This window comes from Paenibacillus sp. FSL H3-0302, from assembly GCF_037982245.1.
GTDB lineage: Bacteria > Bacillota > Bacilli > Paenibacillales > Paenibacillaceae > Paenibacillus_AQ > Paenibacillus_AQ odorifer.
Map to the genome: position 1 here is coordinate 2604615 of NZ_CP150284.1, position 26111 is coordinate 2630725.

32 protein-coding genes are annotated in these 26111 nt (G+C 43.4%); 28 read left to right on the forward strand and 4 right to left on the reverse strand.

From position 1 onward, the window contains the following. Positions 1 to 23: 23 nt before the first annotated feature. Complete coding sequence (locus MHH50_RS11300) at positions 24 to 932, reverse strand: alpha/beta hydrolase (protein WP_076130358.1); 909 nt, start codon at positions 930 to 932, stop codon at positions 24 to 26. 381 nt (positions 933 to 1313) lie between these two features. On the opposite strand from MHH50_RS11300, the gene MHH50_RS11305 reads away from it, so the two are divergent. The 10 genes from MHH50_RS11305 to MHH50_RS11350 all read left to right on the forward strand — a co-directional run bounded on the left by MHH50_RS11305 (position 1314) and on the right by MHH50_RS11350 (position 12339). Next, on the forward strand, positions 1314 to 1814 hold the full coding sequence (locus MHH50_RS11305) for a GNAT family N-acetyltransferase (protein ID WP_076130357.1): 501 nt from the start codon (positions 1314 to 1316) through the stop codon (positions 1812 to 1814). Between the two features lie 216 nt (positions 1815 to 2030). Then, positions 2031 to 4100, forward strand: a complete 2070-nt coding sequence (locus tag MHH50_RS11310; RefSeq protein WP_340034336.1) for a bifunctional aldolase/short-chain dehydrogenase — start codon at positions 2031 to 2033, stop codon at positions 4098 to 4100. Between the two features lie 40 nt (positions 4101 to 4140). Next, positions 4141 to 4899 carry a DeoR/GlpR family DNA-binding transcription regulator gene (locus MHH50_RS11315; protein WP_036689767.1) on the forward strand — a complete coding sequence of 253 codons (759 nt, stop codon included), beginning with the start codon at positions 4141 to 4143 and terminating at the stop codon, positions 4897 to 4899. A gap of 26 nt (positions 4900 to 4925) precedes the next feature. Further along, on the forward strand, positions 4926 to 5654 hold the full coding sequence (locus tag MHH50_RS11320; protein WP_036689769.1) for a (Fe-S)-binding protein: 729 nt from the start codon (positions 4926 to 4928) through the stop codon (positions 5652 to 5654). After that, a complete protein-coding gene (locus tag MHH50_RS11325; RefSeq protein WP_076277958.1) occupies positions 5651 to 7204 on the forward strand; it encodes a LutB/LldF family L-lactate oxidation iron-sulfur protein in 1554 nt (517 codons plus the stop codon). The genes MHH50_RS11320 and MHH50_RS11325 overlap by 4 nt, the downstream gene beginning before the upstream one ends. Continuing rightward, positions 7197 to 7925 (forward strand): lactate utilization protein, encoded by a 729-nt coding sequence (locus tag MHH50_RS11330; protein ID WP_076218753.1) that lies wholly within the window; start codon positions 7197 to 7199, stop codon positions 7923 to 7925. Before MHH50_RS11325 ends, MHH50_RS11330 begins: the two co-directional genes overlap by 8 nt. Positions 7926 to 7951: 26 nt before the next feature. After that, complete coding sequence (rhaB, locus tag MHH50_RS11335) at positions 7952 to 9442, forward strand: rhamnulokinase (protein ID WP_254847624.1); 1491 nt, start codon at positions 7952 to 7954, stop codon at positions 9440 to 9442. 341 nt (positions 9443 to 9783) lie between these two features. After that, on the forward strand, positions 9784 to 11058 hold the full coding sequence (gene rhaA, locus MHH50_RS11340; protein ID WP_076280893.1) for an L-rhamnose isomerase: 1275 nt from the start codon (positions 9784 to 9786) through the stop codon (positions 11056 to 11058). 154 nt (positions 11059 to 11212) lie between these two features. Then, positions 11213 to 11851, forward strand: a complete 639-nt coding sequence (locus tag MHH50_RS11345) for a Vat family streptogramin A O-acetyltransferase (RefSeq protein ID WP_076130349.1) — start codon at positions 11213 to 11215, stop codon at positions 11849 to 11851. Between the two features lie 110 nt (positions 11852 to 11961). Further along, positions 11962 to 12339: a YkvA family protein gene (locus MHH50_RS11350; RefSeq protein WP_081383451.1), complete on the forward strand. Its 378-nt coding sequence runs from the start codon at positions 11962 to 11964 to the stop codon at positions 12337 to 12339. Positions 12340 to 12355: 16 nt separating this feature from the next. Here the strand turns inward: MHH50_RS11350 and MHH50_RS11355 are convergent, their stop codons facing one another. Then, positions 12356 to 12748 carry a helix-turn-helix domain-containing protein gene (locus MHH50_RS11355; RefSeq protein ID WP_076130348.1) on the reverse strand — a complete coding sequence of 131 codons (393 nt, stop codon included), beginning with the start codon at positions 12746 to 12748 and terminating at the stop codon, positions 12356 to 12358. A gap of 150 nt (positions 12749 to 12898) precedes the next feature. Here MHH50_RS11355 and MHH50_RS11360 point away from each other — a divergent pair, with 150 nt between their 5' ends. The 14 genes from MHH50_RS11360 to MHH50_RS11425 all read left to right on the forward strand — a co-directional run bounded on the left by MHH50_RS11360 (position 12899) and on the right by MHH50_RS11425 (position 20412). After that, positions 12899 to 13573, forward strand: a complete 675-nt coding sequence (locus MHH50_RS11360) for an NAD(P)H-dependent oxidoreductase (RefSeq protein ID WP_076218750.1) — start codon at positions 12899 to 12901, stop codon at positions 13571 to 13573. Between the two features lie 169 nt (positions 13574 to 13742). Beyond that, on the forward strand, positions 13743 to 14171 hold the full coding sequence (locus MHH50_RS11365) for a CidA/LrgA family holin-like protein (RefSeq protein ID WP_256716148.1): 429 nt from the start codon (positions 13743 to 13745) through the stop codon (positions 14169 to 14171). Further along, positions 14171 to 14857: an LrgB family protein gene (locus MHH50_RS11370; protein ID WP_340034339.1), complete on the forward strand. Its 687-nt coding sequence runs from the start codon at positions 14171 to 14173 to the stop codon at positions 14855 to 14857. Before MHH50_RS11365 ends, MHH50_RS11370 begins: the two co-directional genes overlap by 1 nt. Positions 14858 to 14951: 94 nt before the next feature. Continuing rightward, the gene (locus MHH50_RS11375; RefSeq protein ID WP_036689781.1) at positions 14952 to 15131 is read left to right on the forward strand and encodes a hypothetical protein; all 180 of its coding nucleotides are present in this window, start codon (positions 14952 to 14954) and stop codon (positions 15129 to 15131) included. A gap of 166 nt (positions 15132 to 15297) precedes the next feature. Further along, positions 15298 to 15477 (forward strand): hypothetical protein, encoded by a 180-nt coding sequence (locus MHH50_RS11380; RefSeq protein WP_076280322.1) that lies wholly within the window; start codon positions 15298 to 15300, stop codon positions 15475 to 15477. Between the two features lie 165 nt (positions 15478 to 15642). Next, positions 15643 to 16209, forward strand: a complete 567-nt coding sequence (locus MHH50_RS11385; protein ID WP_036689784.1) for a putative ABC transporter permease — start codon at positions 15643 to 15645, stop codon at positions 16207 to 16209. A gap of 146 nt (positions 16210 to 16355) precedes the next feature. Then, positions 16356 to 16832 (forward strand): DUF523 domain-containing protein, encoded by a 477-nt coding sequence (locus MHH50_RS11390; RefSeq protein ID WP_076218746.1) that lies wholly within the window; start codon positions 16356 to 16358, stop codon positions 16830 to 16832. A 49-nt stretch (positions 16833 to 16881) separates the two neighbouring features. Then, entirely contained in the window at positions 16882 to 17028 is a 147-nt protein-coding gene (locus tag MHH50_RS11395; RefSeq protein ID WP_155288116.1) for a hypothetical protein, read from the forward strand. Between the two features lie 168 nt (positions 17029 to 17196). Further along, the gene (locus MHH50_RS11400; protein ID WP_076130343.1) at positions 17197 to 17646 is read left to right on the forward strand and encodes a DUF4362 domain-containing protein; all 450 of its coding nucleotides are present in this window, start codon (positions 17197 to 17199) and stop codon (positions 17644 to 17646) included. Between the two features lie 30 nt (positions 17647 to 17676). Beyond that, the gene (locus MHH50_RS11405; protein WP_076130372.1) at positions 17677 to 18150 is read left to right on the forward strand and encodes an NUDIX domain-containing protein; all 474 of its coding nucleotides are present in this window, start codon (positions 17677 to 17679) and stop codon (positions 18148 to 18150) included. A gap of 16 nt (positions 18151 to 18166) precedes the next feature. Then, on the forward strand, positions 18167 to 18754 hold the full coding sequence (locus tag MHH50_RS11410) for a histidine phosphatase family protein (protein WP_340034340.1): 588 nt from the start codon (positions 18167 to 18169) through the stop codon (positions 18752 to 18754). Then, a complete protein-coding gene (locus tag MHH50_RS11415) occupies positions 18751 to 19176 on the forward strand; it encodes a hypothetical protein (RefSeq protein WP_076130341.1) in 426 nt (141 codons plus the stop codon). Before MHH50_RS11410 ends, MHH50_RS11415 begins: the two co-directional genes overlap by 4 nt. A 9-nt stretch (positions 19177 to 19185) precedes the next feature. Beyond that, positions 19186 to 19596, forward strand: coding sequence for a DUF2809 domain-containing protein (locus tag MHH50_RS11420; protein ID WP_076218742.1), 411 nt, complete (start codon positions 19186 to 19188; stop codon positions 19594 to 19596). A 24-nt stretch (positions 19597 to 19620) separates the two neighbouring features. Beyond that, entirely contained in the window at positions 19621 to 20412 is a 792-nt protein-coding gene (locus tag MHH50_RS11425) for a lipid II flippase Amj family protein (protein ID WP_036689792.1), read from the forward strand. A 24-nt stretch (positions 20413 to 20436) separates the two neighbouring features. Here the strand turns inward: MHH50_RS11425 and MHH50_RS11430 are convergent, their stop codons facing one another. Further along, positions 20437 to 21246, reverse strand: a complete 810-nt coding sequence (locus MHH50_RS11430) for a hypothetical protein (RefSeq protein ID WP_143759902.1) — start codon at positions 21244 to 21246, stop codon at positions 20437 to 20439. A gap of 202 nt (positions 21247 to 21448) precedes the next feature. Here MHH50_RS11430 and MHH50_RS11435 point away from each other — a divergent pair, with 202 nt between their 5' ends. Both MHH50_RS11435 and MHH50_RS11440 read left to right on the forward strand, forming a co-directional pair. Then, positions 21449 to 22306 (forward strand): SDR family oxidoreductase, encoded by an 858-nt coding sequence (locus tag MHH50_RS11435; RefSeq protein ID WP_340034341.1) that lies wholly within the window; start codon positions 21449 to 21451, stop codon positions 22304 to 22306. 369 nt (positions 22307 to 22675) lie between these two features. Continuing rightward, positions 22676 to 23077: a DUF4265 domain-containing protein gene (locus MHH50_RS11440; RefSeq protein WP_076130337.1), complete on the forward strand. Its 402-nt coding sequence runs from the start codon at positions 22676 to 22678 to the stop codon at positions 23075 to 23077. 84 nt (positions 23078 to 23161) lie between these two features. Here MHH50_RS11440 and MHH50_RS11445 read toward each other — a convergent pair whose 3' ends face one another. Continuing rightward, positions 23162 to 24139, reverse strand: coding sequence for an alpha/beta hydrolase (locus MHH50_RS11445; RefSeq protein ID WP_076187003.1), 978 nt, complete (start codon positions 24137 to 24139; stop codon positions 23162 to 23164). 156 nt (positions 24140 to 24295) lie between these two features. On the opposite strand from MHH50_RS11445, the gene lepB reads away from it, so the two are divergent. Together lepB and MHH50_RS11455 are read left to right on the forward strand one after the other, a co-directional pair. Beyond that, complete coding sequence (gene lepB, locus MHH50_RS11450; RefSeq protein WP_076130335.1) at positions 24296 to 24793, forward strand: signal peptidase I; 498 nt, start codon at positions 24296 to 24298, stop codon at positions 24791 to 24793. 184 nt (positions 24794 to 24977) lie between these two features. Continuing rightward, complete coding sequence (locus tag MHH50_RS11455; protein ID WP_076130334.1) at positions 24978 to 26015, forward strand: HD domain-containing phosphohydrolase; 1038 nt, start codon at positions 24978 to 24980, stop codon at positions 26013 to 26015. Positions 26016 to 26111: the final 96 nt, after the last annotated feature.

Below are 26111 nucleotides of genomic sequence, written 5' to 3' on the forward strand. Positions count from 1 at the left end.
TAACCTTCATAATAGTAACGCTTTCATAAGGATGCAAGTGATTTATCATTATCGCGGGTCAGGAAATTGATGATTTCAGTGTTGACTCTATCTGGTTGCTCATGATTAATGCCGTGTCCCGCACGGGGGATCACTTGGTAATGAAACTTTCCATCCTCTAAAATATCTATGAAGTCCTTTGATTGTTTTAACGCGTGTTCTCCTACTAAAAAATAAAGCTTATCTCTGACGGCAACTGCGGCGTTTTTATCATATTTTTGAAGCTTATGAACAAACATAGCTTGCTGATTATGAGCTCGCATTAAAAGAATTAGATGAGCAGCTACTTCTGGGTGATTGTCAAATAAAGGGGAGTCAGGCGCACTTAACTTCTTCAGCACTTTCAGTAAATTGCGATCCGTGGGAATCAGAATCTCTGGGAACATCATCATTAGCGTTTGCAGCATGGCTTTGATGGGTGTGGTGACCATTCCGCCTTCCAAACAAATCACACGGTTCACTTTGTCCGGTTGCTTGGTTGCATAATTAAAAGCAATATAGGCTCCATTTGACACCCCTGCAATATTAAAGATGTCTATGCTCAGATGTTTGGCTATTTCATTAATCCATTCCACCTGCTCAAACTTTTGTTTATTAAAGTGCGCATTAGGAATACTTTTTCCGGGTCCGCCCAGAGTATCAATAGCAACGCAGTAAAAATGCCGCGATAATTCCTCGATGTTAAGGAGCCACATGACCGCCGAGTTGTCACCAACGCCATGAAACAGAAATAAAGGGGGATTACTCTTTTGCCCGGTAAGGATACAATGCGTCAGCCCATATGTGGTTGGGAGATCGAGCTCTTCAAGAGGAATAGGCCACTGATCAACTAGCTGTTGGTAGGATTGCCACACTCGTTCTTGCACCTTGGCATTTTTAAAGCTATTTACCATCACAAACCTCCTTAGTGAAAATACAACATCTGTATCTTATTCCAATAAGTATACTACGAGAGTGGGGAAGGAGGAGCGCGCAATAGGAACATTCCTGTGAAAAGAGGGGTGCAGACCAGATAAGTGTATTTCATACAACTAAATTGCTACTTTACTCTCACTACGGTGAAATAGATGTACTTCGTACAACTATTTCTCTCGTATTTAGCTGATTCAGCCAAATTGGGCGAATTTAATTGCACAAAGTACACTTAACACATTAGGCGTGAGCATTGAAGTTCATTTTAGTTGTAGAATGTGCAATTAAATAATGCATGCCGGTCTCTTTTGCGGTAAATTTTGATAGGGAAGTTATTAATAACGTTCTAGGTGGGGATGATTATGCTCGTTGAGCTAAAGGAAGCTAGTGTTTCAGATGGACGCGATATTTTTGAGCTGATTGTGGAGATAGGTCCGGGGGAGAATGGATTCGTCAATAACGGATTTGATCTGGCTTACAGTCAATTTCCTGATTTCATCCGGGATCGGATAGCACTTTCACAAGGTGATAATCTTCCGCCACAGTATGTAGCACAAACCAACTACTGGTTACTGATTGACGCTTATCCTGTTGGTGTCGGAAAACTAAGACATTCCTTAAATGATCAATTGAGGAAGTCCGGTGGACACATCGGTTATAGTATCAGACCCAGTGAAAGAGGAAAGGGTTATGGTACGATTTTTTTGGCAGAGCTGTTAAAAAAAGCTGCGGACATGGGGATTGATAAGGTCATGCTGACTTGTGAGCCGGACAATATATCTTCGAGAAAGGTTATTGAGGCGAACAAAGGAATACTACATGGCATTGAGAATGAAAAATGTAACTACTGGATCACCCTTTAAGCTGGTGTGAAAAATAGGGGAGGAGTTGCCAAGAGGCAGCTCTTTTTTGTTATTCGCGATGTTATTGTAGTTCATCCAATGGAGATTCGTCTAAAATGTGAAAAAAAATTAAAATTTTTATGAAAGCGCTCTATTCAAACGCAAACAAATAGTTTAAAATCAAAACAAACAAAAATAAACGAAAAAACAAACATTCAAAAACGGAGGTATTCACAAATGGTACAAAACTTATGGGATTCATCTCGGGAAACGAAATTAAACGGGGGATTGGATGCATTAGTGTTCCGCTCTAATCTGTTGGGCGAAGATCGCAGAGTCTGTAACTTTGGCGGAGGGAATACCTCCAGCAAAACGATAGAATTGGATTTTCGCGGGCGTGAGGTAGAAGTAATGTGGGTGAAGGGCAGCGGCTCTGACCTTGCTACGATGAAAGCAGGCAACTTTACCGGACTAAGGCTTCAGGATATTGCCCCGTTATTTGAACGTGATGAAATGCCAGATGAAGAGATGGTAGCTTATCTCGCAAATTGTATGATTGATCCTAAACATCCGCGTGCTTCTATCGAAACGTTACTGCATGCATTTTTACCTTTCAAGCATGTGGATCATACGCATCCAGATGCCATTATCAGTTTATGCTGCGCTCATAACGGTAAGGAAATTGCCCGTGAGATTTATGGGGATCGTTTCGTATGGGTGCCATACATCCGTCCAGGCTTCACTTTATCCAAAATGATTGCCGAAGGTGTGCTCGCAAACCCGAAAGCTGAATTAGTGCTGATGGAGAAACACGGTCTCGTGACTTGGGGGGATACACCTGAATCTTGTTATGCCAAAACAATCTCCATAATTAACGAAGCGGAAAGTTATATTGAAGAAAGAATTGAAGATCAGAACCTATTTGGCGGCCGTAAATCGGAAGCACTTCCGGAAGCAGAGCGGCGGGCTGTAGCGGCGGCAGTGATGCCACTGATCAGAGGCGCGGTCAGCGATGAGCGTAAAATGATTTTGACCTTCGACGATGCGGAGGATGTGCTGCGTTTTGTAGGAGGGGCTGACTCGGAGAAGTTATCCGGTGTAGGCGCAGCTTGTCCAGATCATTTGGTACATACCAAAATGAAGCCGCTTTTTGTTGCGTGGGAGCCAAATACCAATGATATCGATGGCTTGAAGGTGAAGCTGAGCGAAGCGATTAGCGATTATAAGGAGCAGTACAAAGCGTACTTCGACCGTAATAAACATGAAGGCGATGTAATGTTCGAGGCTGCGCCACGTGTGATCCTAATCCCTGGTGTGGGCATGATCAACACAGGTAAAAGCTGGAGCAATTCTAAGATCAGCGGAGCCTTGTATCACCGGGCGATTGCTGTTATGCGCGGAGCTACTGCGCTGGGAGATTTCGTCTCTCTTAGTGAGAATGAATCGTACAATGTGGAATATTGGCCCCTGGAATTATATAAATTATCCTTGGCTCCGGCAGAAGCGGAGTTCTCCCGTAAAGTTGCCTTTATTACAGGTGGTGCCGGGGGAATTGGGAGTGAGACGGCTCGTCGTTTAGTATCAGAAGGAGCGCATGTTGTATTGGCAGATCTCAATCTGGAGGGTGCACAAAAAGTAGCGGAAGAGATTAACGCTAAGTATGGTGAAAATCGTGCATTCGCCGTTAAAATGGACGTAACTCAGGAAGAGCAGGTAACCGCAGCTTATGCGGAGACAGCCCTTTTTTATGGCGGGGTCGATATTATTGTTAATAATGCTGGGCTTGCAACCTCCAGTCCGTTTGATGAGACTTCATTGAAAGAGTGGAATTTGAATATTTCTGTGCTGGGCACAGGATATTTTCTCGTTGCACGCGAAGCTTTTAAAGTGATGAAGGAGCAAAAAATCGGAGGCAGCATGGTATTCATCGGCTCCAAAAATTCTATTTTTGCAGGTAAAAGCGTCTCGGCTTACAGTTCTGCCAAGGCGCTCGAAGCCCATCTGGCCCGCTGCATAGCAGCTGAAGGTGGAGAGTTTGGCATCCGTGCCAATACGATTCTGCCCGATGCAATTCTACAAGGATCAGCCATCTGGAATTCGAACTGGCGTAATGAACGGGCGGCTGCTTACGGGATTGAGCCGGATCAATTAGAGGAGCATTACCGTAAACGCACGACGCTGCTAGTTAATATTTATCCACGTGATATTGCCGAAGGCGTTGCTTTTTTTGCTTCTTCCAAGTCAGAGAAAACTACGGGTTGTATGCTGACAATCGACGGTGGAGTGCCAGCAGCTTTTACTAGATAAGAAGTAGCTTGAATATAGATAGGAATAACGGAGGGAAATCATGCTGATTGCAGACAGATATGAACGAATCGTAGAACTAGTGAATGAACGTGGCAGCATCCGTGTCTCAGAATTGAGTACATTATGCCAAGTGACGGAAGAAACCATTCGCCGCGATCTGGATCGATTGGAAAAAGCGGGGCGGCTGCTGCGTTCGCATGGCGGAGCAGTTAGCCTGCGTGACCGGCAACCGGAGACTCCTTATGCCGAACGAGAAATCATGAATGCAGCGGAGAAACAGCGGATTGCCCGTGAGGCGGTAATGATGATTAAGCCGGGCGATCGGATTTTGCTGGATGCCAGTACAACGGCTTGGTATATGGCTTCGCATTTGCCGGATATGCCGCTCACTGTGTTGACCAATTCTACTAGAGTGGCAGCAGAGTTAAGCGGGAAGGAGCGGATCGAGGTCTTTTCTACAGGCGGGCAACTGAGCCGCAGATCAATGTCCTATGTGGGTCATTTAGCAGAACGTTCGCTTGAATTGTATCACGTGGATAAAATGTTTTTTTCCTGTAAAGGATTTCATCTCGAACGTGGCGCTAGTGAATCAAATGAGCTGCAAGCTATGGTGAAACGAAAGATGATTTCTATAGCGGAGCAAGTGATCTTATTATGCGATTCCAGTAAATTCGGAATTCAAGCGTTCACACATTTTGCGGCTCCTAGTGATGTGGATGTTCTAATAACGGATTACAGCCCTGTTGAAGAACAAATGAAGCAGTTGCAGAAGCTGAACATCGCAATAACGACGGTGTAGTAAATAGTTGTGCAGGAGGTGAAGGCATGAAGGTATCGATGTTTATAACCTGCGTCAGCGATGCCGTGTTCCCGAAGGTCGGGGAAGCCATGGCTCGTCTGCTGGCTAGATATGGCGTACAGCTGGAGTTCCCGGAGGTGCAGACCTGCTGCGGACAGCCTGCGTACAACAGTGGATATTGGAATGAAGCGCGGCAAGCTGCACTTACGATTCTGCAGGCCTTCGATGACAGTGATTTTGTCATTGCACCTTCCGGATCCTGTACGGGGATGCTTCATCATTACCCTAAGCTGTTTCAGGATGATCCGGTTAATCTGGTCAAGGCGCAGAATTTGCAACGTAAATCCTATGAATTCAGCCAGTTTATGGTGCAGGTGCTTGGCGTAACTGATCTAGGAGCAGTGTTTCCGCATAAGGTTACCTATCATCCTTCCTGTCATGGCACAAGGATTCTAGGGATTCGCGACGAACCTATGCAGCTTATGCAAAATGTGAAGGCGATGGAGCTGGTACCACTGCCTTTTGCTGAGGACTGCTGTGGGTTTGGTGGAACCTTTGCCGTGAAAATGTCTGATATCTCCGGGGCGATGGTCACTGAGAAATCAGATCATGTGCTGGAGACGGAAGCAGAAATCCTAACGGGTCTGGATATGGGTTGTCTGATGAATATTGCCGGAAATCTGCGTTACCGCCGCGAACCCGTTCGAGTTATGCATTTAGCAGAACTGCTGTATGAGGGGGTGACTGATAAATGAGCCAAGCCACCACCAATTCCACGGCGAGTTCAGAGAATGGAAAGCCAGCAACAGTAAAAGAGCGTGCAGACTTGGCACTGAATAATGACTTTTTACGCAAGGCTGTTCGTTTTACCACGGAGAGACTGCGTGATGGAAAACAAAAAGCGGCTAACGATCATGGCCACTGGGAAGAGTGGCGTGAACGTGGGCGGCAAATCCGTCTACACACGATCGCCCATCTTGATTACTATTTGAACCTTTTTGCAGACAAGGCAAGAGCAAACGGCACACATATTCATTTTGCAGCAACGGGTGAAGAGGCTGTGAAGATTGCCCTTGAAATCGCGCAGCGAAAACAGGCAGCTTCTGTGGTCAAATCCAAATCAATGGTTACTGAGGAGCTGCATTTAAATAAGGCGCTGGAATCCATTGGTGTGGAGACCATAGAGACGGATCTGGGGGAGTATATTATCCAGCTTGCCGGGGAAACCCCGTCACATATCATTATTCCGGCGATTCATAAGAACCGCTACCAGATTGCCGAGCTGTTGTCCAAAGAGGCAGGGGAGGAGCTTTTGCCTGAAACTACTATTCTTGCTGGATTTGTACGGCGAAAGCTGAGAGAGAAGTTCCTTGATGCGGATATCGGAATGACTGGCTGTAACTTTGCTATTGCAGAGACGGGTTCGATGGTGCTGTTCGAGAATGAAGGCAACGCTCGTATGGTCACCACTTTACCGAAAACACAAATTACCCTGATGGGGATGGAGCGGATTATTCCTTCGTGGAGTGATCTTGAAGTGATGGCTACATTATTGCCTCGTTCGGCAACAGGGCAGAAGTTAACGGTATATATGTCGGGTATTTCGGGTCCCCGCAGAACCAACGATGGCGATGGGCCGGAAGAGCAGCATATTATTATTCTTGATAATGGCCGATCTGAGCAGCTAGGCGATCCTGAGTTTCAGGAGCTGCTGAACTGCATCCGCTGTGGGGCTTGTCTGAATGCTTGTCCTGTCTACCGTCATATTGGCGGTCATGCATATGGGGGAACGTATAGCGGACCTATAGGAGCGGTGTTGACCCCGGCGCTGAATAAAAATGTAGATCAATGGGATGACATCGCCTCAGCCTCTAGCCTATGCGGAGCATGTTATGAAGCCTGTCCGGTCAAAATTCCTCTGCATGATATGCTCATCTATTTACGGCGGCGGAAGGTTGAACGTGGTTATGGGGATAAGGCAGAAGGTCTCGGCATGAAGGGTTTTGGGGCGATTATGGCGAAGTCACAGCGATTTAGTAATGTGATGAAGGTAGGTAGAATCGGGCAAAAGCTGCTCGTGCGAGACGGAGGAATTCCGTCGAAACTGGGGCCGCTGAAAGGCTGGAACAATTATCGGATCGCCCCGAAGCTGGCAGATCAATCCTTCCGTGAGAGCTGGAAGGGGCTGCAACAGGAGCTAGACAAGAACAGTCGCGAAATGGACCCGGCGATACAGAAGCGAATGGAAGATTTACTAGCGAAGCGGAAGCGGGAAGAGCTGGAAGGAGAGGCCGGGCATGACTGAAGAGACGCACAGTAACTGGTTGGAACGTATGGAGCAGGATTCACGTGAAAAGCAGCAGGGATTCATGAATGATATCGCTCGCCGCCTGAAGCGGCCGAGAATTACTGAAGCTCCCGCACACCCTTTTCGCGGCGCACCGCAGTACTGGCAGCAATTCAAGTGGAGTCCGGAGGAAAGGATTGAACAATTTACGGCGAATTTTCAAAGTGCCGGTGGCCATGTATTTCGTGTGCAGGATATGGATGAAGCCAAGGCTTTTATCGTCAGCAAAGCGGATGAGATGCTCGCACGGTATATTCTCCGGCAAAATGTCACCGAGCTAGCAGCACTTCGACTAGAGGAGGAACTCACAGATACACGGGTGTCTGTCTGGAATACGGATGATCAGGAGGCATGGAAAGCTAGGGCGGCCGAGGCTGATATTGGAATTGTGATTGCGGATTATGCAGTTGCCTATACAGGCTCCATTACTGTGCTGTCCTCTGAGAATAAAGGCCGTTCAGTCAGCTTATTACCTACCGCATTAATTGCCATCGTGCCATTGGAGCGGCTGAAGACTCGTCTCGGTGAGGTGCTTATTGATTTTGATGAAGCTGGGCCATCGGGGCTGCCGGCGGGCATCCATTTTATCTCCGGACCTAGCCGTTCAGCGGATATTGAGAATGATCTGACGATAGGCGTGCATGGTCCAGGAATCGTATTCGCTTTGCTAGTAGGCTGATAGGAGATAAGGAGTGTTGTATAGGGATGAATACACAAGCTCATAATCAAATGCAGTATCACATTGCTGTTGATATCGGAGCCTCTAGTGGGAGAGTGGTCTGTGGAACCTTGCAGCAGCCGGGAGGAACCCTGTCTATAGAAGAAATTCATCGCTTCAGTAATGGATTCGCTGAACAAAATGGTAATCTTTATTGGGATATAGATTATTTAGTTGCTGAAATCGTCAAAGGCTTACAGCAGGCCAAGGCTAGAGGGATCGAGCGCTGCACCGTGGGCATCGATACTTGGGGTGTCGATTATGTACTTCTCGATCAGGAGGGAGCGCGGATCCATGAGGTTTTTTCTTATCGTGACTCCCGAACGGATGGAGCGATAGAGAGGCTGCATCGTAACATCTCAACTGAAAGCGTTTACGGAAAAGTGGGGATACAATATCTCCCGATAAATACGTTGTATCAACTGTTTGTGCATGATCAGGCGGAGCTGGAAGCAGCACATTCCATCCTCCTGGTCCCTGATTATCTTTATTATCGGCTTACGGGTCGCAAGATTAGTGAGGTGACGATAGGTTCCACCTCTGGGATGCTGAATCTTCACACTCGTGATTACGATGAGGATCTTCTGTCGGTGCTTGGTCTTTCAAAAGAGCAATTCCCTCCCTTAACAGAACCTGGGGAACCCGTTGGGAGGTTGACGGAGGACTTGGCGGCTCGCGGCGATCTTCCAGATTGCGAGTTCATAGCAGTAGCCTCTCATGATACAGCATCAGCTGTACTAGGGGTTCCGGCAAACAGCGAGAAATGGGGATTTCTCAGTAGTGGTACTTGGTCACTCATCGGGGTGGAACGGAGTTCAGCCATCACAAGTCCAGAGGCAATGTTACGCAACTATACGAATGAATGGGGAGCCTACGGATCATTCCGGTTTCTTAAAAACATTATGGGCATGTGGTTGATTCAAAAGGTTCGTGAGGAGTACGGCGGACAATACAGCTTCGGCGAGCTGGTAGAGCTGGCAGCACAAGAAATCCCTTTTAGATCGATCATTTATTGCAATGATGAACGCTTCATGAATCCACAGAGCATGATTGACGAGATCCGCAGCTATTGTGTGGAAGCAGGACAGTTGGTCCCTCAAACACCTGGGGAAATGGCTCGATGTGTATTTGATAGTCTTGCTTTATCTTATTATTTCTACATTCAGGATCTCCAGCAATTGACGGGTGACAACTTAGAGAGGTTGCATATCGTTGGCGGAGGTGCGAATAACGGCCTGTTGTGCCAGATTACGGCAGATCTGTTGGAGATGGAAATTCACGCCGGACCAACGGAATCTACGGCTTTAGGCAATCTGGTGGTGCAGATGATCAGCACGGGTGCTGTAACTGATCTTCAAGAGGCGAGAGAAATTATAAGTCGTTCATTCCAAGTAACATCTTATATACCGAAGGGGATGGACCCCACGACCAAAAAAGCGGCTTTGGCACAGTTCGCCCGGCTGCAGGTCGTTAATTAGTAGCTAAGTTTAGTGGAAAACGAGCCAAAGAGAGGCAAAAGTGCCTCTCATCGTGCGGCGTATGCGGAAAGTGAGCTAAAGAGAGGCAAAAGTGCCTCTCATCGTGCGGCGTATGCGGAAAGTGAGCTAAAGAGAGGCAAAAGTGCCTCTCATCGTGCGGCGTATGCGGAAAGTGAGCTAAAGAGAGGCAAAAGTGCCTCTCATCGAGCGCGATACGCGGAACACGAGCTAAAGAGAGGCAAAAGTGCCTCTCATCGAGCGCGATACGCGGAACACGAGCGAAAGAGAGGCAGAAATGCCTCATCTAAAACACACTAAGTTAAAAATCAGGAGGCTCAAACATGGAGCAGAGTAAAGAGAGCTTACAGAGCATTCAGAACAGCTACAATGAAGCGAAAAAGCTTTACGCACAGCATGGGATCGAAGTAGATAAGGTGTTGGAGCAGCTAGCGGAAATTAAGATTTCTTTGCATTGTTGGCAAGGGGATGATGTGAAGGGTTTTTTGAATAAGGAAAAAGAACTGAGCGGCGGGATCGCAGTCACCGGAAGTTACCCGGGGCGGGCCGGGAATCCGGAGGAGCTGCGCCGGGATTTGGAACAGGCTCTAGCACTCATCCCAGGGCAACATAAAATAAATTTACATGCTATTTATGCGGATACAGAAGAGACTGTAGATCTCGACGCGTTAGAGCCTAAGCATTTTGAGCGCTGGGTGAGCTGGGCAAAAGAGCAGGGACTCGGATTGGATTTCAATCCTACCTGTTTTTCTCATGAAAAAGCAAATGATGGCTTCACACTGAGTCACCCAGATCCTGAGATCCGCAACTTCTGGATCGCTCATTGCAAGGCCTCACGTCGAATCGCCGAGTCCTTTGGTCAAGCATTAGGTCAGCCTTGTGTCACTAATTTTTGGGTTCCAGATGGTTATAAAGATACGCCGATCGACCGCTTGTCACCAAGGGTACGGCTTCAGCAGTCACTCGATGAAATCTTCAGCGAGGAAATCGATCAGCAATATAACATTGATGCTGTAGAAAGTAAGCTGTTTGGTATTGGTTCGGAAAGTTACGTGGTTGGCTCACATGAATTCTATATGGGTTATGCGCTAAGCCGGGGTAAGGCGGTGTGCTTCGATGCTGGGCATTTCCATCCAACCGAGACGATTTCGAATAAGCTGTCTTCCTGGCTGCTGTTTGGGGATCAATTGCTGCTGCATGTTAGCCGTCCAGTACGCTGGGATAGTGATCATGTGGTTACTATGGACGATGAGCTGCTCGAGATTGCCCGTGAACTGGTTCGTGGTCAGTTTCTGGGCAGAACGCATATTGGATTAGATTTTTTTGACGGAAGCATTAATCATGTTGCTGCTTGGGTGATCGGAACACGAAATACATTAAAAGCTTTGCTTCGTGCTATGCTGGAGCCAATCGAGCAATTGAAGCAAATTGAGCTGGATGGAGATTACACTTCAAGACTTGCCTTGGTCGAGGAATTTAAATCGTATCCGTTTGGAGCCATTTGGGATTATTATTGTGCGAAGAATGGCGTACCGGTCCGGGAAAGCTGGCTAAATGAAGTAAAACAGTATGAGGCTGAGGTTTTATCGAAAAGATAGAGGTAGAAGTAGAACGAGCTTTAACAATATAAGTAGATAAAAGATAGGCGGTTACCGGCAGGTAGCCGCTTTTTTATGTTTATGAATCGTGCATGATTTGAATTCAGCTCTGATCTCTGCTATGTTTTATCCAAAAGAGAGCGAGGCGCAAACTATGAAACAATATGGACCGAACCCGAATACGCTCTATCCCAATGAACAAATTAAAAGTATCTGTTATATAAAAAATGCGATTACAAGAGACAATATCATTGTTGGCGATTATACCTATTATGATGATATAAACGGTGCAGAGAAGTTTGAGGAACGTGTGACTCATCATTATGATTTTATTGGCGATAAGCTTATTATTGGAAAATTCTGCGCGATTGCCAAAGGCATTGAATTTGTCATGAATGGTGCCAACCACCGGATGAATTCGGTTTCGACCTATCCGTTTAATATCATGGCCCATGGCTGGGAACAGGCGGTCCCGGATTTAAAAGATCTGCCGCTAAAAGGTGATACAGTCATCGGAAACGATGTTTGGATTGGACAAAATGTTACGGTTATGCCAGGTGTGCATATTGGAAACGGAGCAGTTATCGCAGCCAATTCTACAGTTGTAAAGGATATTCCGGCGTATAGTGTAGCTGGAGGAAATCCCTGCAAAGTGATCAGACAACGTTTTGATGATGAAATGATCGAATATCTTGAAGCGCTGAAGTGGTGGGATTGGGATGCTGAGCGAATCTTTAAGAATCTTGAAGTGTTATGCAGCAGCGATTTAACGAAAATCAAAGCGATCAATTAATCGTAAGTAGGTTCAGGATACGGACTTTAGTTTATCTTAAAGATATAAACCTCAATTGAGGGAATACTTTAGGTATGTACGTCATATGAACCTTTCGGAGGGAACCGGCAATGAAGAAAGATAAGGTCAAGAATAGCATGGAGCTCACTGCAGAGGAATTTCCATATAGCAAAGAAAATGAGGAAATGGTAACGCAAAATTTTTGGACGAAAACTAAAAAGTTCGCAGGCAAAATTCCATTTACTAAAGATGCTATCGCGATGTATTATTGTGCCGTCGACGCTAAAACACCTTTATGGGCGAAAGGAATTGCTTTCGGTGCATTGGCTTATTTTATTTCTCCTATAGATGCTATACCCGATGCGATTCTAGGCCTTGGATTTACAGATGATGCAGCGATTATCGCAGCAGGCATTAAAGCGATATCCGGTCAGGTAACCAACGAACATAAGGAAAAAGCTGCAGCGTTTTTTAATGGGGAAAAATAAAAGGTGCAGCATTGAGCTACACCGTAATATCTGTACCTTCAGGACAGCTTTCTGCGGAAAGCTGTTTTGTTTTGTACACCTCGCCCCAATCTTTCATGAGTTTAATAATAGGAATCAGTGTCTTGCCGAATTCAGTTAAAGAGTATTCGACTTTTGGGGGAACCTGATGGTAGACCTCACGGTGTACAACCCCATCCTCTTCCAACTCTCTTAGTTGCAGGGTCAGCATACGTTGGGTAATACCCGGGCAGATCCGGCGGAATTCGTTAAAACGTTTCGTGCCATCAATCAAGTGATAGATGAGAATTCCTTTCCATTTGCCTCCTATAACGTCCAGTGTAAATTCCACAGGACAAGCTTCTTTGTTGCTTTCCGGGAAATTTCCGAAGCCACCTTTTCGGTCACGCATAGCTGTTCAACTCCCATGGTATCATTTTGTATACTACATAACATTATTGTGCGTACTTTTAAAGAAGTGATATATACACTAATATTAAGCATGTGATCGGCAAACAGTCAAATGCTCGTCGATGCTAACCAAGTAAAGGGAGTGTTACTCATGGATACTTTATCGTTAAACAAGAATGAAATCCTGTCTGCATATCAGTTCAGACATGCAACTAAAGAATTCGATAGCCGTAAAAAAATTAGTGAATCGGACTTTCAATTTATTCTGGAAACTGGACGATTGTCACCAAGTTCATTCGGATTCGAGCCTTGGCGTTTTGTGGTAGTACAAAGTCCGGAAGTACGTGAAAAATTACGTCCTTATGCCTGGGGCGCACAAAAGCAATTGGCAACCGCAAGCCATTTTGTGCTTATTCTCTCACGTCTTCCTAAAGATATGGCTGCTGACTCCGATTATATTAAAGGGATCATGGAGAATGTGCAGGAGTTGCCTCCGCAAGGAATGGAAGGAAAACGTAAAGTTTTTGATAAGTTCTTGAAGGTTGATTTCGGACTGATGGAGAATGAGCGGGCAATGTTCGAATGGAGCTGCCGGCAGACTTATCTGGCGCTTGGGAATATGCTGACTTCAGCTGCGTTAATCGGGATCGACTCCTGCCCAATGGAAGGTTTTGATAAAGCTAAGGTTGAGCAGATTCTGGAAGAAGAAGGGATTTTGGACGCTGAGCATTTTGGAATCTCCTGTATGGCAGCTTTCGGATATCGCCTGAACGAACCACGTGGTAAGACGCGTCAAGGTGCAGAGCAAGTAATTCAGTGGGTTTAACGAAATTGAATCTTAATCTTTGAGCCTGTAAAGTCTCTGTATTCTGGGGATTTTGCAGGTTTTTTTGCGATATTTCTTATAAGATTCAAAAAGTAATTGAAAGTTTCATGAAAACTCTGATACCCTTATGAAGGTGACTCCATATTAGCGCTATCGCTTTAACTTAATAATGAAGGGATCCTGCATCATGAAAATCATTCGCATTATTATCCAAGTGTTCCTGCTATATTTGTTCTACTTGGCTGGGGACTATCTGCAAAAGCAACTGCATCTCCCCGTTTCCGGGAGTATCGTAGGATTACTGTTACTTTTTGTTCTATTGCTATTCAGGGTCGTGCCTGTGAAGTGGATTGAAGAGGGTGCTACAACGATATTAGCTTATCTTCCGTTATTTTTTATTCCAGCGACAGCTGGGATCGTGAATCATATGGATATCTTTAGTGGTAGAGGTTTACTATTAATCCTAATCCTTATCGTTAGCAGTGTTCTCACGATTGCCGCAGCTGCACATTCTAGCCAATGGCTTACTAGCGTAAACAACAAGCTGAAAGCGGGATGGAGCGGCAAGAGACTAAGCGAAAAGGGGAAGGAAATATAATGTTTTTTATCGCAACAGGTATTGTACTGCTTAACGTAGCTATTTATTTGATGATGTCAGTAGTATATAGACGATTTCGTATTCCTGTACTTATTCCCGCGCTTACAGCAACAGTGATTGTTGTAACTTTACTACTATATTTTCATATTCCGTATGATACATATATGATAGGCGGCCAATGGATTAATCAGCTGCTCGGTCCTGCTGTAGTATCGTTAGCCTACCCATTATATAAACAACGTAATGTGTTGATTGGGAATCTCCCGGCAATTCTGGGCGGAGCCATTGTAGGTCTGCTTATAGGGATGTTTAGTGGACTGCTTTTGGCGGCAGGTCTAGGCTTCTCTAAATTATATGTTTTATCTTTATTACCTAAATCGATCACTACACCTGTAGCGATACAGATCTCGAACAGCTTAGGTGGGGACTCTTCTTTAACCTCTGTATTTGTTATGATTGCTGGATTTACAGGTGCGATTGGCGGACCTTTTATCATCAAACTGTTTAGAATTCGTAGTGAGGTTGGAATCGGAATTGGTCTAGGAACCGCTTCTCATGCTCTAGGAACAGCAAAGGCCTTGGAATATGGTGAACAATCCGTTTCGATGAGCTCGGTTGCGATGACTGTTTGCGCCATAGTTGGCTCTTGTATCGGCCCACTTGTAGCGTGGATGATGTACCCTTAAATTATTCTTTTAATTGGACTATGTTTGCAAAACACTCCATCGGGTAACTATAACTAAGGAACAAAAAAAGCAAAGCACCTGAGGAGGATTTCACATGTCCGATCACACACAAGATGAAGCGGAAATCCGCAACAAGGAAAATAAAGAAGGCGATTCATTAGCTGAAATTAAGAAGATGGAGAACGGTGTAGACATCGAGCCAGAGGCAGATGAGTGGGTAGCCAAACCTGCTGAATCCTCACACCCAGATCCGCTTCCCGATAATTTGGAGTAAATGATTCGGAAGACAGGCTGTCCTTTAGGGGACAGTCTGTTTTTGTTGATGAATATAGTAAGTATTGTATAATAAATAAAAGTACAACCTCATCAGAGTGTTTTCTCCAAGTTCGTCTTAGCTTTTCGCAAATTTCACAGATCTTTGCCAACAGGGAGGAAATGGAATGCGTAGTCGGAATGAGAACAGCCGTTACCGGCAAAAACGTGGTGAGGCTCTAGCAGGAAACTTTGAGAAAAAGTACGGTTCAAACTTTGGCGTACGCAGTGAGCTTAAGATGGATGCACTGAAGAAACCAAACGACGATCAGTTGCTGACGACACCTCATGAAGAAGAGCCTAAATAATTAGAAGGTAACAAGTGGGAGACTTTTACTCCTGGAATTCTGGAATGGAGGCATAACCTTTTGGGTTATGTCTTTTTTTGTGCGCATATTTCCAGAACGATCAAGACATAATAGGGCCGGATGGACAACTAAGAAAATAATGACAACGGGAGGCGAGATTAGGTCATGATTATTCCTATATTTTCGTTAAGTGGAGATATAGCAGTTACTGTGGTGGGCCAATACTTTTTTTATTTTATGGTCTATTCCTTTTTAGGTTGGGTATTGGAAGGGACCTATAATTTATACAGTAATGGAAGCTTTCGCAAAGAAGGATTTCTAAAAGGTCCATTTAAGCCGATGTATGGCTTTGCTCCACTATTGCTATTGATTGCTAGAGATTTGACGCTGCCACTTCCGCTTTTCCTATTTCTTGCGCTAATCATTCCTTCTGCTGTTGAATTTATAAGCGGTTGGCTGTTAAAAACGGTATTCCATAAGCAATGGTGGGATTACTCAGGAATGTCTTATCAACTGCAAGGGCATATTTGCCTGCGTTTTTCTCTATATTGGTGGGGGCTTTCAGTAGCTAGTGTGTATGTAATTCAGCCGCTTATGGAGCTTTTATATTCGGGTGTTCAGCCTATTTGGAAATTCGTGCTTCCGATCGTGGGGTTCTACTTTATGGCGGATTTATTATGGACCTGCTGGAGCCGGTATCGGATGGAGAAAACCCCTCAATATCAGAAATAATGGTTTTCTATATGTGTACTACGAGTCTTCTTTTGTGTATCAAGCACAAACATTTCGTGGACAGGCATTTCGATATTGCATATCCGTTTCTAGTCATAAATAATATAGCAATATATTAAATACTAGACGGACTGGTGGCGATAACGATGACAGGGAAGATTCTAGTGAGCGCATGTCTGTTAGGGCATAAAGTACGTTATGATAATGGCGATGTTCCGTGTCTCGATGCCCGATTCCTAAAGTGGTATGAGGAAGGGCGTTTTGTCCATATTTGTCCAGAGGTAGTGGGAGGTTTGCCAACCCCTCGTCCTGACGCACAGCGGCAAGGAGATCGGGTAGTGACGGGGGCAGGCGTCGATGTTACGGAGCCATTTATGAAGGGGGCTCAAGCCACACTAAAGCTGGCTAGGGAGCATCAGGTTGCATTAGCTATTTTAAAACAAGACAGTCCTTCATGCGGAAGCCTGTATATTTATGATGGAACCTTTAAGGATACGAAAGCACCGGGAGAGGGCACCACTACGGAGCTGTTGAGGAAAAATGGGTTTAAAGTATTTGGCGAAGATCAGCTGGATGAAGTCGAGCAGGAACTCGCACGTACGGACGGGCAGGGCATTCTTTAAGTAATAAATAGGCTGTAGGATACATAGTGTGTATAAGGGGAACGAAGCAGTGTCCTTGGGAGAGGAAATGCCGTCCGATGAGCCATCCTTCATTTGGGATAGGAGGCGGACGCAGATGAGTATTGATCAGCTCATTGCTTTGCTCGTTCTTGTCATTATGATCGTACAGCTTGCTGGCACAAAAGGTAAACACTAAGTCTCACCTCATTGTAACTGCTTCCGGAGCTCAGCATTTTTTGAGTTCGGAAGCTTTTTTTGTCCACGGCTATGCATATTGTGAAATCTAAAGGATTCCTTCATAGTGATGTCTAATATACATATAGTGGGTTTTTGGGAAGTCCAAGGAAAGAATTTAGGGGGAACTATGAAATTTAGAACATGGATAATCATTGTGCAGTTATTTATGATTGCTGTGCTTGTAGGCGTGTTGGCGGCCGATCTAGGTGAGACAGGCTCAGATGAGTCTAAACATGATGATATTTTAATACATTTTGATCAAAAAGATTTAAACAGGATGAAAGAAACCGTTCAAAGGTTTAGTGAAGGTAAAGGAGATAACCTGATGTTGATTGAGCCAACCACGGATAGTGGACGGTTAATTCATGATTTCTATTCTAATGGTAAAGAGCTTCATTGGGTAAAGGATGATACAAGAGATGCATGGAGTAGTAGTCCTGGGAAGATCGAATATGTATGCCAAGCGATTGAACTAATAGAGACAGGTGAGCGGTTTAATGTCGAGTTATCTCAATGTAATGTTCAGCCAGACGGTGAGAAAATAAACGTGATCAGCTTTTTAAAAGAAAGATTATAAACCCATTTACGGAGAGGATGGATGATCAATATGCCGATGTCTGAGTACTATCAAGGGATTCGTGGGAAAGTGGGCTCAGAATTATTAATGATGCCTTCCGTAGCTGCAGTAGTAAGAAATAAAGAGGATGAGATTCTGTTCATCCGCAAGCCAGGAGAATCTTTGTGGGGATTGCCTGCGGGAGCGATTGAGCCAGGGGAGCGTCCCGGAAGAACCTTACGCAGAGAGGTATATGAAGAGACAGGGTTGATGGTTCATCCTACGTCGATTTTAGGTGTTTTTGGTGGAGCGAAATATAGATACGAATATAGTAATGGCGATCAGGTAGAATATACGGTTATTGTATTTGAGTGCTCTATCATCAGAGGAACGCTTAGAGCTATAGATGGGGAGATCGAAGAATTTAAATTTTTCAAAGAGAACGAGCTGCCAGAGATTGCAATTCTTTATCCTAGAGAGATTTTTATAAAAGACCGAGAGAAGACTGCAACGATATTTGAGTGACTGAGAGGAGTGCCTCATGAAGACATACATTTATATGGTTAGACATGCAGTGTCACCTTTTGTATTAGGGAATGAGCGGGAACGGGGATTATCCGAAAAAGGACACGCAGACGCTTATAGAATCAAAGAGCTTTTGGCGGAGGAGAAAATTACATATTTTGTATCCAGCCCATATAGACGAGCCGTAGAGACAATTAAATATTTGGCAGAAGCTTCGAACCAAGAGATTGAACTGTATGAAGAACTCAGAGAACGAGCAATCGGAAGTGCCGAGATTGAAATCAGTGAAGATGATTTTCTGCAGGGCATTCGGACATCGTTCAGCGACAAGCAATATAAAATGCCGGATGGAGAGAGTACCCAGGAAGCACAAGAGCGTGCAATTCCTGTTATCAAGCAATTAATTCAACAGCATAAAGGCGGAAAAATCGCATTAGGTACGCATGGGAATATCATGACCATTATCCTGAACTACTTCGATAAGAAGTATGGATATGAGTTCTTTGAACAAACGTCCAAGCCGGATATTTATAAGCTGGAATTTGAAGAATTGGAGCTTACCCATGTGGAGCGGCTGTGGGACTCCGAAGTGCTGAACAGATGAAATATTTTATAAAGCTGAATGCACTAAGCGTACTTTATGCCTTTATGTTGTTTGTTGTAATAGAGCTGCCATTGAATATTTATCGAATCAGCAGAATTTCCGGCTTGGAGCTGGGAAAAGTAGATACCTTGCTGTTTATCTTCAAGCTTGTTTTATTTTTATTATCTTCTATAGTATTTATTTGGCTTACAAAAAAATATTTGAGCGGAAAAAAATCCATGTATTTCACTACGATCCTATGGTTTCCCTATTTGATTCTATTCATTAGTTTATTCGCAACCTGGTTCCCAATCACAGAACCTGCAGATAAACCTGCACCGGTAACAGGACTGATCATAATAGGGGCCATGATTATTTATCCGTTTTATATCGCAATGATTAGTATTATCGCAAGCATCAATTTTAAGTCAGAAGCTGGATAGAGGTTGGAAATGAGGATCAATGATCTGAAAGAAAGACTTTTTTATATTTGTATCTGCCTCGTTGTTATTGTATTGGGGTTAAGCACTAGAGTATTCACGGATCAGCTGCCTTTGTTTGTATCTAGACATTTCGGAGATGCGCTTTGGGGCAGTATGGTTTATTTTATGTTTCGGGTTCTACTGGTAAATCAAAAGCTAAGGCTCGCCTTTGTATGGAGTTTGGTGTTTAGCTTCGGCATAGAATTTAGCCAGCTGTATCAAGCGGAGTGGATCAACAGCATCCGTTCTACAGTATTGGGTGGTCTAATTCTCGGAAAAGGATTCCTGTGGATCGACCTTGTTAGATATTTAGTGGGCATTGCCCTTTGTTATGGATTGGATCAATACTTTCACCAAAAGGTGCACCGAAATAATAAATAGTGTTTATTGGAGAGGAACCTTTAAATGGTAAATAGTTTGATTGTGGTATGCTTGCTTACGATGATTATTCACACGGCAGAAACCTTATCGTATTCGGTACGATACGCCGGAGTGAAGCTGAACAAGATAGCCATTGCGTTATCTCTCACAGGCATTATTGTTCTCGTCTCAAGAACTGCAAATATGATCCAAGCTCCACTGACGGCTAAATTCGTAGATTATGCCAAAATACATTCCGATTTTCCACTTCTTAATTACTTGAGAATTATATTATTGGCTTCTTCATTAGGGACTTTAATTGCCATTGCTGTGTTCCCTACCTTTGTAGGCTTGTTTGGGAGAATCATCTCTAAGCTTGAAATCGAAGGTTCTATCCCAAAACTGCTTACCAGTGTGACGATCGGGCAACTTAAGAACACAAGAAAATACATAAGAAAACCAAAAGTGAACTTATATAACTTCAGATACCTGGGGATTCCTAAACGTTTTATTGTGATGAATGTTTTTGTTACAGCCTTTTACACCGTAGGTGTCATATCATCTTTGTACGCTGCTCATCTAATGCCTCAATATAGCACGACTGCTTCTCAAGCTTCCGGACTGATTAACGGTATGGCGACTATTCTGCTGACCATATTTATCGACCCACAGCTTGGTCTTATTACCCATAAGGCTACTGAAAATGTAGAATACCGTGATCAGCTAGGAAAAATATATGTGGTATTGATGGGTTCACGATTTGTAGGCACTATATTTGCTCAGCTCCTAATTGTGCCTGCAGCCCAATTAATTAGTATGTTAGTGAAGCTGATTTGAGCCGGTGGGGGCGAATCATAATCATTAGGGAAGTTTAGATTCTGCTGCTCGTAGTGCTAGCGAAGTCTTCTGTTCCCAGCTGTAAATATTCTGCTGCATGGAATGAATTCGTTTCATTTGCTCATAGGATGATTTCAATTCTGTGGCGGCTCTAACTGCATCTCCTTGCTTAACAGCTGCTTTATATTGTTTGTCAGCTTCCGCGCGTACTTTCTGCGTGGCAGCGAGATTCTTACTCTCGGCAGTTATTTGTTTCTTTAAAGCAGTGATGGGTGCCAACGCATCTTTGACGGGTTTAAGCTTAGCAGCGGTTTGCTTGCGAGCGGCTGCCAAAGCGGTTGTCTTTGTCTTAATTTCGGCTCGGGCGAGGGTTACAGCAGCCTTTAGTTTATTACGCTTCAGGTCCAGCAATGTGACTGTTTTCAAGTCTTTAGCTTTCTTGGCTGCGGTAGACTGTTTACTGAGTGTGCTGTATTGTTCCAGAAGGGGAGCATGTTTCTTCTGAACTGAGCTAGCTTCTGAAGATAAGCGGCTTAACAGTGCTTGATCTGTTGACTGTATGACGGTACGAATAGATTTCAGAGCGTCATTATTCTGTTTGCGTAACTTCTGAATTTTTGAGTTATCTGTCTTGAGGGTGGCTTGAAGCGCGGTATAATTACCATGAAGACTGTTAATGTCATCCAGCGCGGAATCCCAGCCAGTAGCAGCAGACACAAGTGTGAGGTTACAGGTTAAGAAAGCTGCTACCAGTACTACTTGAGCCATCCATTTTAAATCCCTAATTCTGAAAATGTTCGTTCTACATCTGACGGTGTTTTTTGGCTTAAACATTCCTCTCAGCTCCTTAATGAATTAGTTAATATACGCAAAAAAGCACCTCCAAGATAGGCATTGACGCCTGTCTTGCGAGGTGCTTCTCCCGCACAGAAATATAAAAGATGCTCTTACTATAACTTGAAATTAATGGATAGTCAATGAATAATAGAACATTTGTGCTTGTTTTTGTAATTGTGAAATACAAAGGGGAGTAAATATGAGTTCACATCTAGAGTATGGGCACGATCGTGTGGCCCTGATTACCGGAACCTCCAGTGGATTTGGACTGCTGACGGCGCTCAAATTAGCTGGACAGGGGTTTAAGGTGATAGCAACCATGCGTGATTTAAGCCGTAAAGGCGAGCTGGTGCAGCAGGCAGAACAGGCAGGAATTTTAAAGCAGCTTCATTTAATGACCATGGATGTAACTGACAGCGATTCTATAGAGACAGCAATATCTTCAGTACACGAAACATTTGGAAGAATTGATGTTCTAGTCAATAATGCAGGTTTTGCCATTGGCGGTTTCATAGAAGAAATATCTATGGAGGAATGGCGGCGGCAAATGGAGACGAACTTTTTTGGATTAGTGGCTGTGACAACAGCTGTGCTGCCCATTATGCGAGAACAGCAGAGCGGCACGATTATTAATGTAGGAAGTGTAAGTGGATTATCCGGATTTCCAGGTTATGCGCCTTATGCAGCTTCTAAATTTGCTGTTGAAGGCTTCAGCGAAAGCCTGCGTCATGAAATGTCCCCTTATGGAATAAGGGTGGTATTAATTGTACCGGGCTCCTTCCGAACACCGATATGGGGAAAAGGCATGGAGCAAATTCGACGTAAGGAGGATTCTCCGTATAAAGCGCGTCTTGACGCTGTGCTACGATATTCCAAACATACTGCTGAGACAGCGCCTGACCCTAGTCAAGTGGCTAATCTTATCGGTCGTATTACCGAAATGAAAGCACCACGGCTACGTTATCCTATCGGCAAAGGTACGCGAATCTTAATTTTAGGCAAAACGCTGCTTCCATGGAAGTGGCTGGAGAGAATTATTGCGAAAGAATTGAGGTGATAGGATGGAGTCATCCATAAATTTAACAATCATTAAACTAATAGGTTATGTGTCCAGTTTGATGACCGTTTTTTTATGGCTAATTTTTATATTCATCAATCCTTATGCTGAGATTACGAATCGCTCCACTCTTGTGATTAGTATAATCATGTTGTTATTACCGGCGGGGTTATTAGCAATAGGTGTCTTTTTAAACAGAAGTCGGCTAATGCTGCTTGCATTTATCTGGAGTTTTCCCTACAGTTTATATATGTTATTAACACCCGGAATCTTTAGGTTGTTCGGGATTACGAGTCTAATGTATTTACTTTGTTTTGTGTTATTTAGAATGAACAAGATTAGATATTGAACAAGGATAGAGGTGTGCCGATGCTAGAATCGTCCGGAATCCATATCTGTTTCAACGCAGATGGCCGTGAAATAGAAATCCTCGATGTTACTCCATTTGGCAAAGATAAATTTCGAATTGAAGAGACACCGATTTTTAATCCGGCTGTTACAATGGGAGATATTATACAGGTGAAGGAAGAAAATGGAGTCTATTATTACCAAGAGACTGTTCAGAAATCTCCTTTCAAAAGATACGCTTGGCTGCTTAGTAAAGAAGCTGTTGATTCAACGGCCATTGCAGCTTTTAAACATAGAATTATAGAGAATGAAGGCAAATGTGAGTTGATCTTTGGCGGTTTGTTCGTCATTCATATTCCTAAGAATACTTCAATTGATGTTGATGGGGAAATGAATCGAATTATTGAGCGGTTCGAGATTTAAATACTAAGGAAAAAATGCTGCGTCATGAAATGCAAGGAAACTTGCACATGATGACCGCAGCATGGAGAATAGAAGAAACGCTTTTTATTTTATTTCTTCCATAAATGTCTTAAAATTTTCGGCGATTTCTTTTGATTTGGTATGGTGCAGATAATGTCCTGCATCAAGTTTTACCAATTTTCCTTGTACGGAATTTTTGACTTGCTCTTCATGCAATGATATCCAATCTTTTAAGAGAGTATCATCCCCTTGAACAAAGAGCAAAAGGGGGAGATCCTTTGGAAAAGTTGAATTTAGAGCCCCTTTATAATTAGAAGACATATGTTCCACTTCATTTAAGTTAGTGTAATTATAAGTGTTTCTAAGCGTAAGCAATCTCAATTGTTCTTTAGTTTCATCATCAAACGGCAATTCAGCATAGGGATTTCCACTTGATTTAAATAACAATCTGCCCAAGCCTGATTCTCTAAGTAGTTTTAATTTTCCTGTTGGTATTTTAACACCTATTCTGTCTTCCGTTGCAATACTATTATCAATCCCGACAAATGCACTCACTTCGTTTGGATATTTGTTCACATAATTCAAACTGTACATACCGGAAATAGAGTGTGCCATTAGAATATAACGGTCAATATTAAGCTGCTTTACAGCTTCATGAATTTCACTCACAATGTTTTCTGTGGTTCGCTCTTTTTCAGTTCTATCACTTAATCCATAACCGAAAGGCTCAATCACGACAACTTTGTAAAATGGAGATAGTTCATCTATTAACAGCTTAAAATCAAGTCCCGGTGCCACCGTTCCATAACCAGGTAAGAGCACGACTGTCTCTTCACCCTTTCCTTGAATCAAAACGTTCATATTTTTACCATCGACGCTTACAGACTGACCATAGGGTTTTATTTTAGCTTGGTCCGATTTATTGAGGAAAATATTAGCGACAAAAACAGTCACTAGAAAAAGTACTATTGCAGTAGCTAAAGCCCCTAAGGAAATAAGTATAATTTTCAGCGGTTTATTCATCCTTTTTTTAATAACCTCTTCTTCTGGTTTCAATCGCATCTTCTCCTGTTCTAATCGCTTTATTCTAGCTATCTTAATGAGTTGCTAAAGAAAGCTTACCCGATGAAGATGAACTATACATGACGACAATATGAACTGAATATGAACCAGCTAAAAAAAGTTTGACTCTATAAAATGAATGTGAGGTGAGCAATAATGTTGAAATTTATGAAGCAATGGTTGCCGAGTATTGTGATCGCAGTGGTTATTTCTTTGTTTGTTAGAACCTATGTTGCTGAAGCCATGAGAGTTCCAACGGGCTCTATGATCCCAACGATTCAAATCAATGATCGCTTAATTGTTGAGAAAATGTTATGGATGACCACACTGGAGCATGGAGATATTGTTGTATTTACGCCACCTGTAGCTGGTGATGAGAATAAAAGATATGTAAAAAGGCTAATGGGGCTGCCTGGAGATACCTTGGAAATTAAAGATGGCGCACTTTACCGAAACGGAGCGAAGGTTAACGAACCTTACCTCAATGAACAGATGGATTACACTTTTGGACCGGTTACGGTACCCGCCGATCATTATTTTTTTCTCGGAGATAACCGGAATATAAGCTATGATGCTCATCTGTGGGATACTCCATTTGTGTCGAAGGATAAGTTGATTGGGAAAGTAATCGCTGAATTTAGCAATCCCTTTTAGGTAGTGTGTAAGACGGATAAATGTAAGGCTTAATCTCTAAAAATAGATTTAGGGGTGCTGAAGTCGCGGGGGTCTTTTGAACTAACCGAGTGCTTTAATGAGTCTTTAACCATATTGTTACTTTGGAAGAATTTAGCTATCCTTAAGGTAAAATATACCTACATATAGTAAGGGGTGCTGAATTTTGAAAGCTCATGTCACAGATCTCAAACATGGCGATTGTCTAATCACAGATACATTCAATAGTGTTGGCCTACACGTGCTTCCGAAGGGGACAGTGGTCTACGGAGAAGAAATCACCATCCTGATGAGGCATCAGATTGATTATGTCGATATTGAACCACGCATGATGGTGCTGGATAATGAAGAAATGAATGTGGCACAAGGGATAGATGGTAATTTTGATCAAGCCATCCAAAACTATGAATCTATATTTCTGGAAGCACTCAGCAAGGGTAGCTTTACGCAGTCGGATGTTGATAATACGCTGCAGCCATTGCTGGAGAAATTGGATGAACAAAAGGATGTCGTTTCTTTATTATTGCTGCTGGAACGTGATGATATCAGTACATACAATCATTCATTGCAGGTCGGACTGTTATCGTTTTACATAGCGACTTGGTTAGGTCATACAAAAGCCGAAAGATTTGAGATTAGTAGAGCCGGTTATTTGCACGATATCGGAAAAAGCCAGATTGCTCCACATATCTTAAATAAGACGGATAACTTAACTCCCGAAGAATCAGAAGAACTAAAACGTCATACTACGTATGGATACGACATTATCCTTAAATCGATGAATGACGAAAAGACCGCACTAGTGGCGCTTCAGCATCATGAATTCGAGGATGGTACAGGTTATCCTAACAATCTCCGTAAACAGGACTTGCATCCGTATACGCAGATTGTTGCTGTTGCAAATACTTATGTAGGCATGACCTTAGGAAGAGCGAATCAACCAAAACAAGGCCTGATTAACGTTCTGCGCAAGGTACATGAGCTTGGATTTGGCAAGCTGAATGGAAATGCGGTACAAGCTCTGATCGGACATTTATTGCCGAATTTTGTGGGTAAGAGCGTTCAGCTTAGCAATGGTGAGCAAGGTACGATTATTATGAATAATCCGTTGGATATTTTCAAACCTCTGGTAAAAATAAATGAGACTACGTTCAGAGACTTATCTAAAGAGCGTAATTTGACTGTTGAAGAAGTATTTATTTAACGAATATTTTTGTGGCGATAAATAGGAGGCTATCTCCCTGATCCGTAAAATCAGGGGATAGCTTTTTTGTGTTATAATCGAAATTGGGTTAAAAAC

Bases quoted from the DNA above. Each gene is read 5' to 3' on its own strand.
- MHH50_RS11385 (WP_036689784.1), top strand. From the start codon at position 15,643: ATGATTATTCCTATATTTTCGTTAAGTGGAGATATAGCAGTTACTGTG.
- MHH50_RS11370 (WP_340034339.1), top strand. From the start codon at position 14,171: ATGTTTTTTATCGCAACAGGTATTGTACTGCTTAACGTAGCTATTTAT.
- MHH50_RS11305 (WP_076130357.1), top strand. From the start codon at position 1,314: ATGCTCGTTGAGCTAAAGGAAGCTAGTGTTTCAGATGGACGCGATATT.
- MHH50_RS11400 (WP_076130343.1), top strand. From the start codon at position 17,197: ATGAAATTTAGAACATGGATAATCATTGTGCAGTTATTTATGATTGCT.
- MHH50_RS11425 (WP_036689792.1), top strand. From the start codon at position 19,621: ATGGTAAATAGTTTGATTGTGGTATGCTTGCTTACGATGATTATTCAC.
- MHH50_RS11310 (WP_340034336.1), top strand. From the start codon at position 2,031: ATGGTACAAAACTTATGGGATTCATCTCGGGAAACGAAATTAAACGGG.
- MHH50_RS11330 (WP_076218753.1), top strand. From the start codon at position 7,197: ATGACTGAAGAGACGCACAGTAACTGGTTGGAACGTATGGAGCAGGAT.
- MHH50_RS11320 (WP_036689769.1), top strand. From the start codon at position 4,926: ATGAAGGTATCGATGTTTATAACCTGCGTCAGCGATGCCGTGTTCCCG.
- MHH50_RS11405 (WP_076130372.1), top strand. From the start codon at position 17,677: ATGCCGATGTCTGAGTACTATCAAGGGATTCGTGGGAAAGTGGGCTCA.
- rhaA (WP_076280893.1), top strand. From the start codon at position 9,784: ATGGAGCAGAGTAAAGAGAGCTTACAGAGCATTCAGAACAGCTACAAT.
- MHH50_RS11380 (WP_076280322.1), top strand. From the start codon at position 15,298: ATGCGTAGTCGGAATGAGAACAGCCGTTACCGGCAAAAACGTGGTGAG.
- MHH50_RS11360 (WP_076218750.1), top strand. From the start codon at position 12,899: ATGGATACTTTATCGTTAAACAAGAATGAAATCCTGTCTGCATATCAG.
- MHH50_RS11430 (WP_143759902.1), bottom strand. From the start codon at position 21,246: ATGTTTAAGCCAAAAAACACCGTCAGATGTAGAACGAACATTTTCAGA.
- rhaB (WP_254847624.1), top strand. From the start codon at position 7,952: ATGAATACACAAGCTCATAATCAAATGCAGTATCACATTGCTGTTGAT.
- MHH50_RS11355 (WP_076130348.1), bottom strand. From the start codon at position 12,748: ATGCGTGACCGAAAAGGTGGCTTCGGAAATTTCCCGGAAAGCAACAAA.
- MHH50_RS11445 (WP_076187003.1), bottom strand. From the start codon at position 24,139: ATGCGATTGAAACCAGAAGAAGAGGTTATTAAAAAAAGGATGAATAAA.
- MHH50_RS11315 (WP_036689767.1), top strand. From the start codon at position 4,141: ATGCTGATTGCAGACAGATATGAACGAATCGTAGAACTAGTGAATGAA.
- MHH50_RS11415 (WP_076130341.1), top strand. From the start codon at position 18,751: ATGAAATATTTTATAAAGCTGAATGCACTAAGCGTACTTTATGCCTTT.
- MHH50_RS11325 (WP_076277958.1), top strand. From the start codon at position 5,651: ATGAGCCAAGCCACCACCAATTCCACGGCGAGTTCAGAGAATGGAAAG.
- MHH50_RS11410 (WP_340034340.1), top strand. From the start codon at position 18,167: ATGAAGACATACATTTATATGGTTAGACATGCAGTGTCACCTTTTGTA.
- MHH50_RS11345 (WP_076130349.1), top strand. From the start codon at position 11,213: ATGAAACAATATGGACCGAACCCGAATACGCTCTATCCCAATGAACAA.
- lepB (WP_076130335.1), top strand. From the start codon at position 24,296: ATGTTGAAATTTATGAAGCAATGGTTGCCGAGTATTGTGATCGCAGTG.
- MHH50_RS11300 (WP_076130358.1), bottom strand. From the start codon at position 932: ATGGTAAATAGCTTTAAAAATGCCAAGGTGCAAGAACGAGTGTGGCAA.
- MHH50_RS11420 (WP_076218742.1), top strand. From the start codon at position 19,186: ATGAGGATCAATGATCTGAAAGAAAGACTTTTTTATATTTGTATCTGC.
- MHH50_RS11375 (WP_036689781.1), top strand. From the start codon at position 14,952: ATGTCCGATCACACACAAGATGAAGCGGAAATCCGCAACAAGGAAAAT.
- MHH50_RS11350 (WP_081383451.1), top strand. From the start codon at position 11,962: ATGAAGAAAGATAAGGTCAAGAATAGCATGGAGCTCACTGCAGAGGAA.
- MHH50_RS11440 (WP_076130337.1), top strand. From the start codon at position 22,676: ATGCTAGAATCGTCCGGAATCCATATCTGTTTCAACGCAGATGGCCGT.
- MHH50_RS11390 (WP_076218746.1), top strand. From the start codon at position 16,356: ATGACAGGGAAGATTCTAGTGAGCGCATGTCTGTTAGGGCATAAAGTA.
- MHH50_RS11435 (WP_340034341.1), top strand. From the start codon at position 21,449: ATGAGTTCACATCTAGAGTATGGGCACGATCGTGTGGCCCTGATTACC.
- MHH50_RS11365 (WP_256716148.1), top strand. From the start codon at position 13,743: ATGAAGGGATCCTGCATCATGAAAATCATTCGCATTATTATCCAAGTG.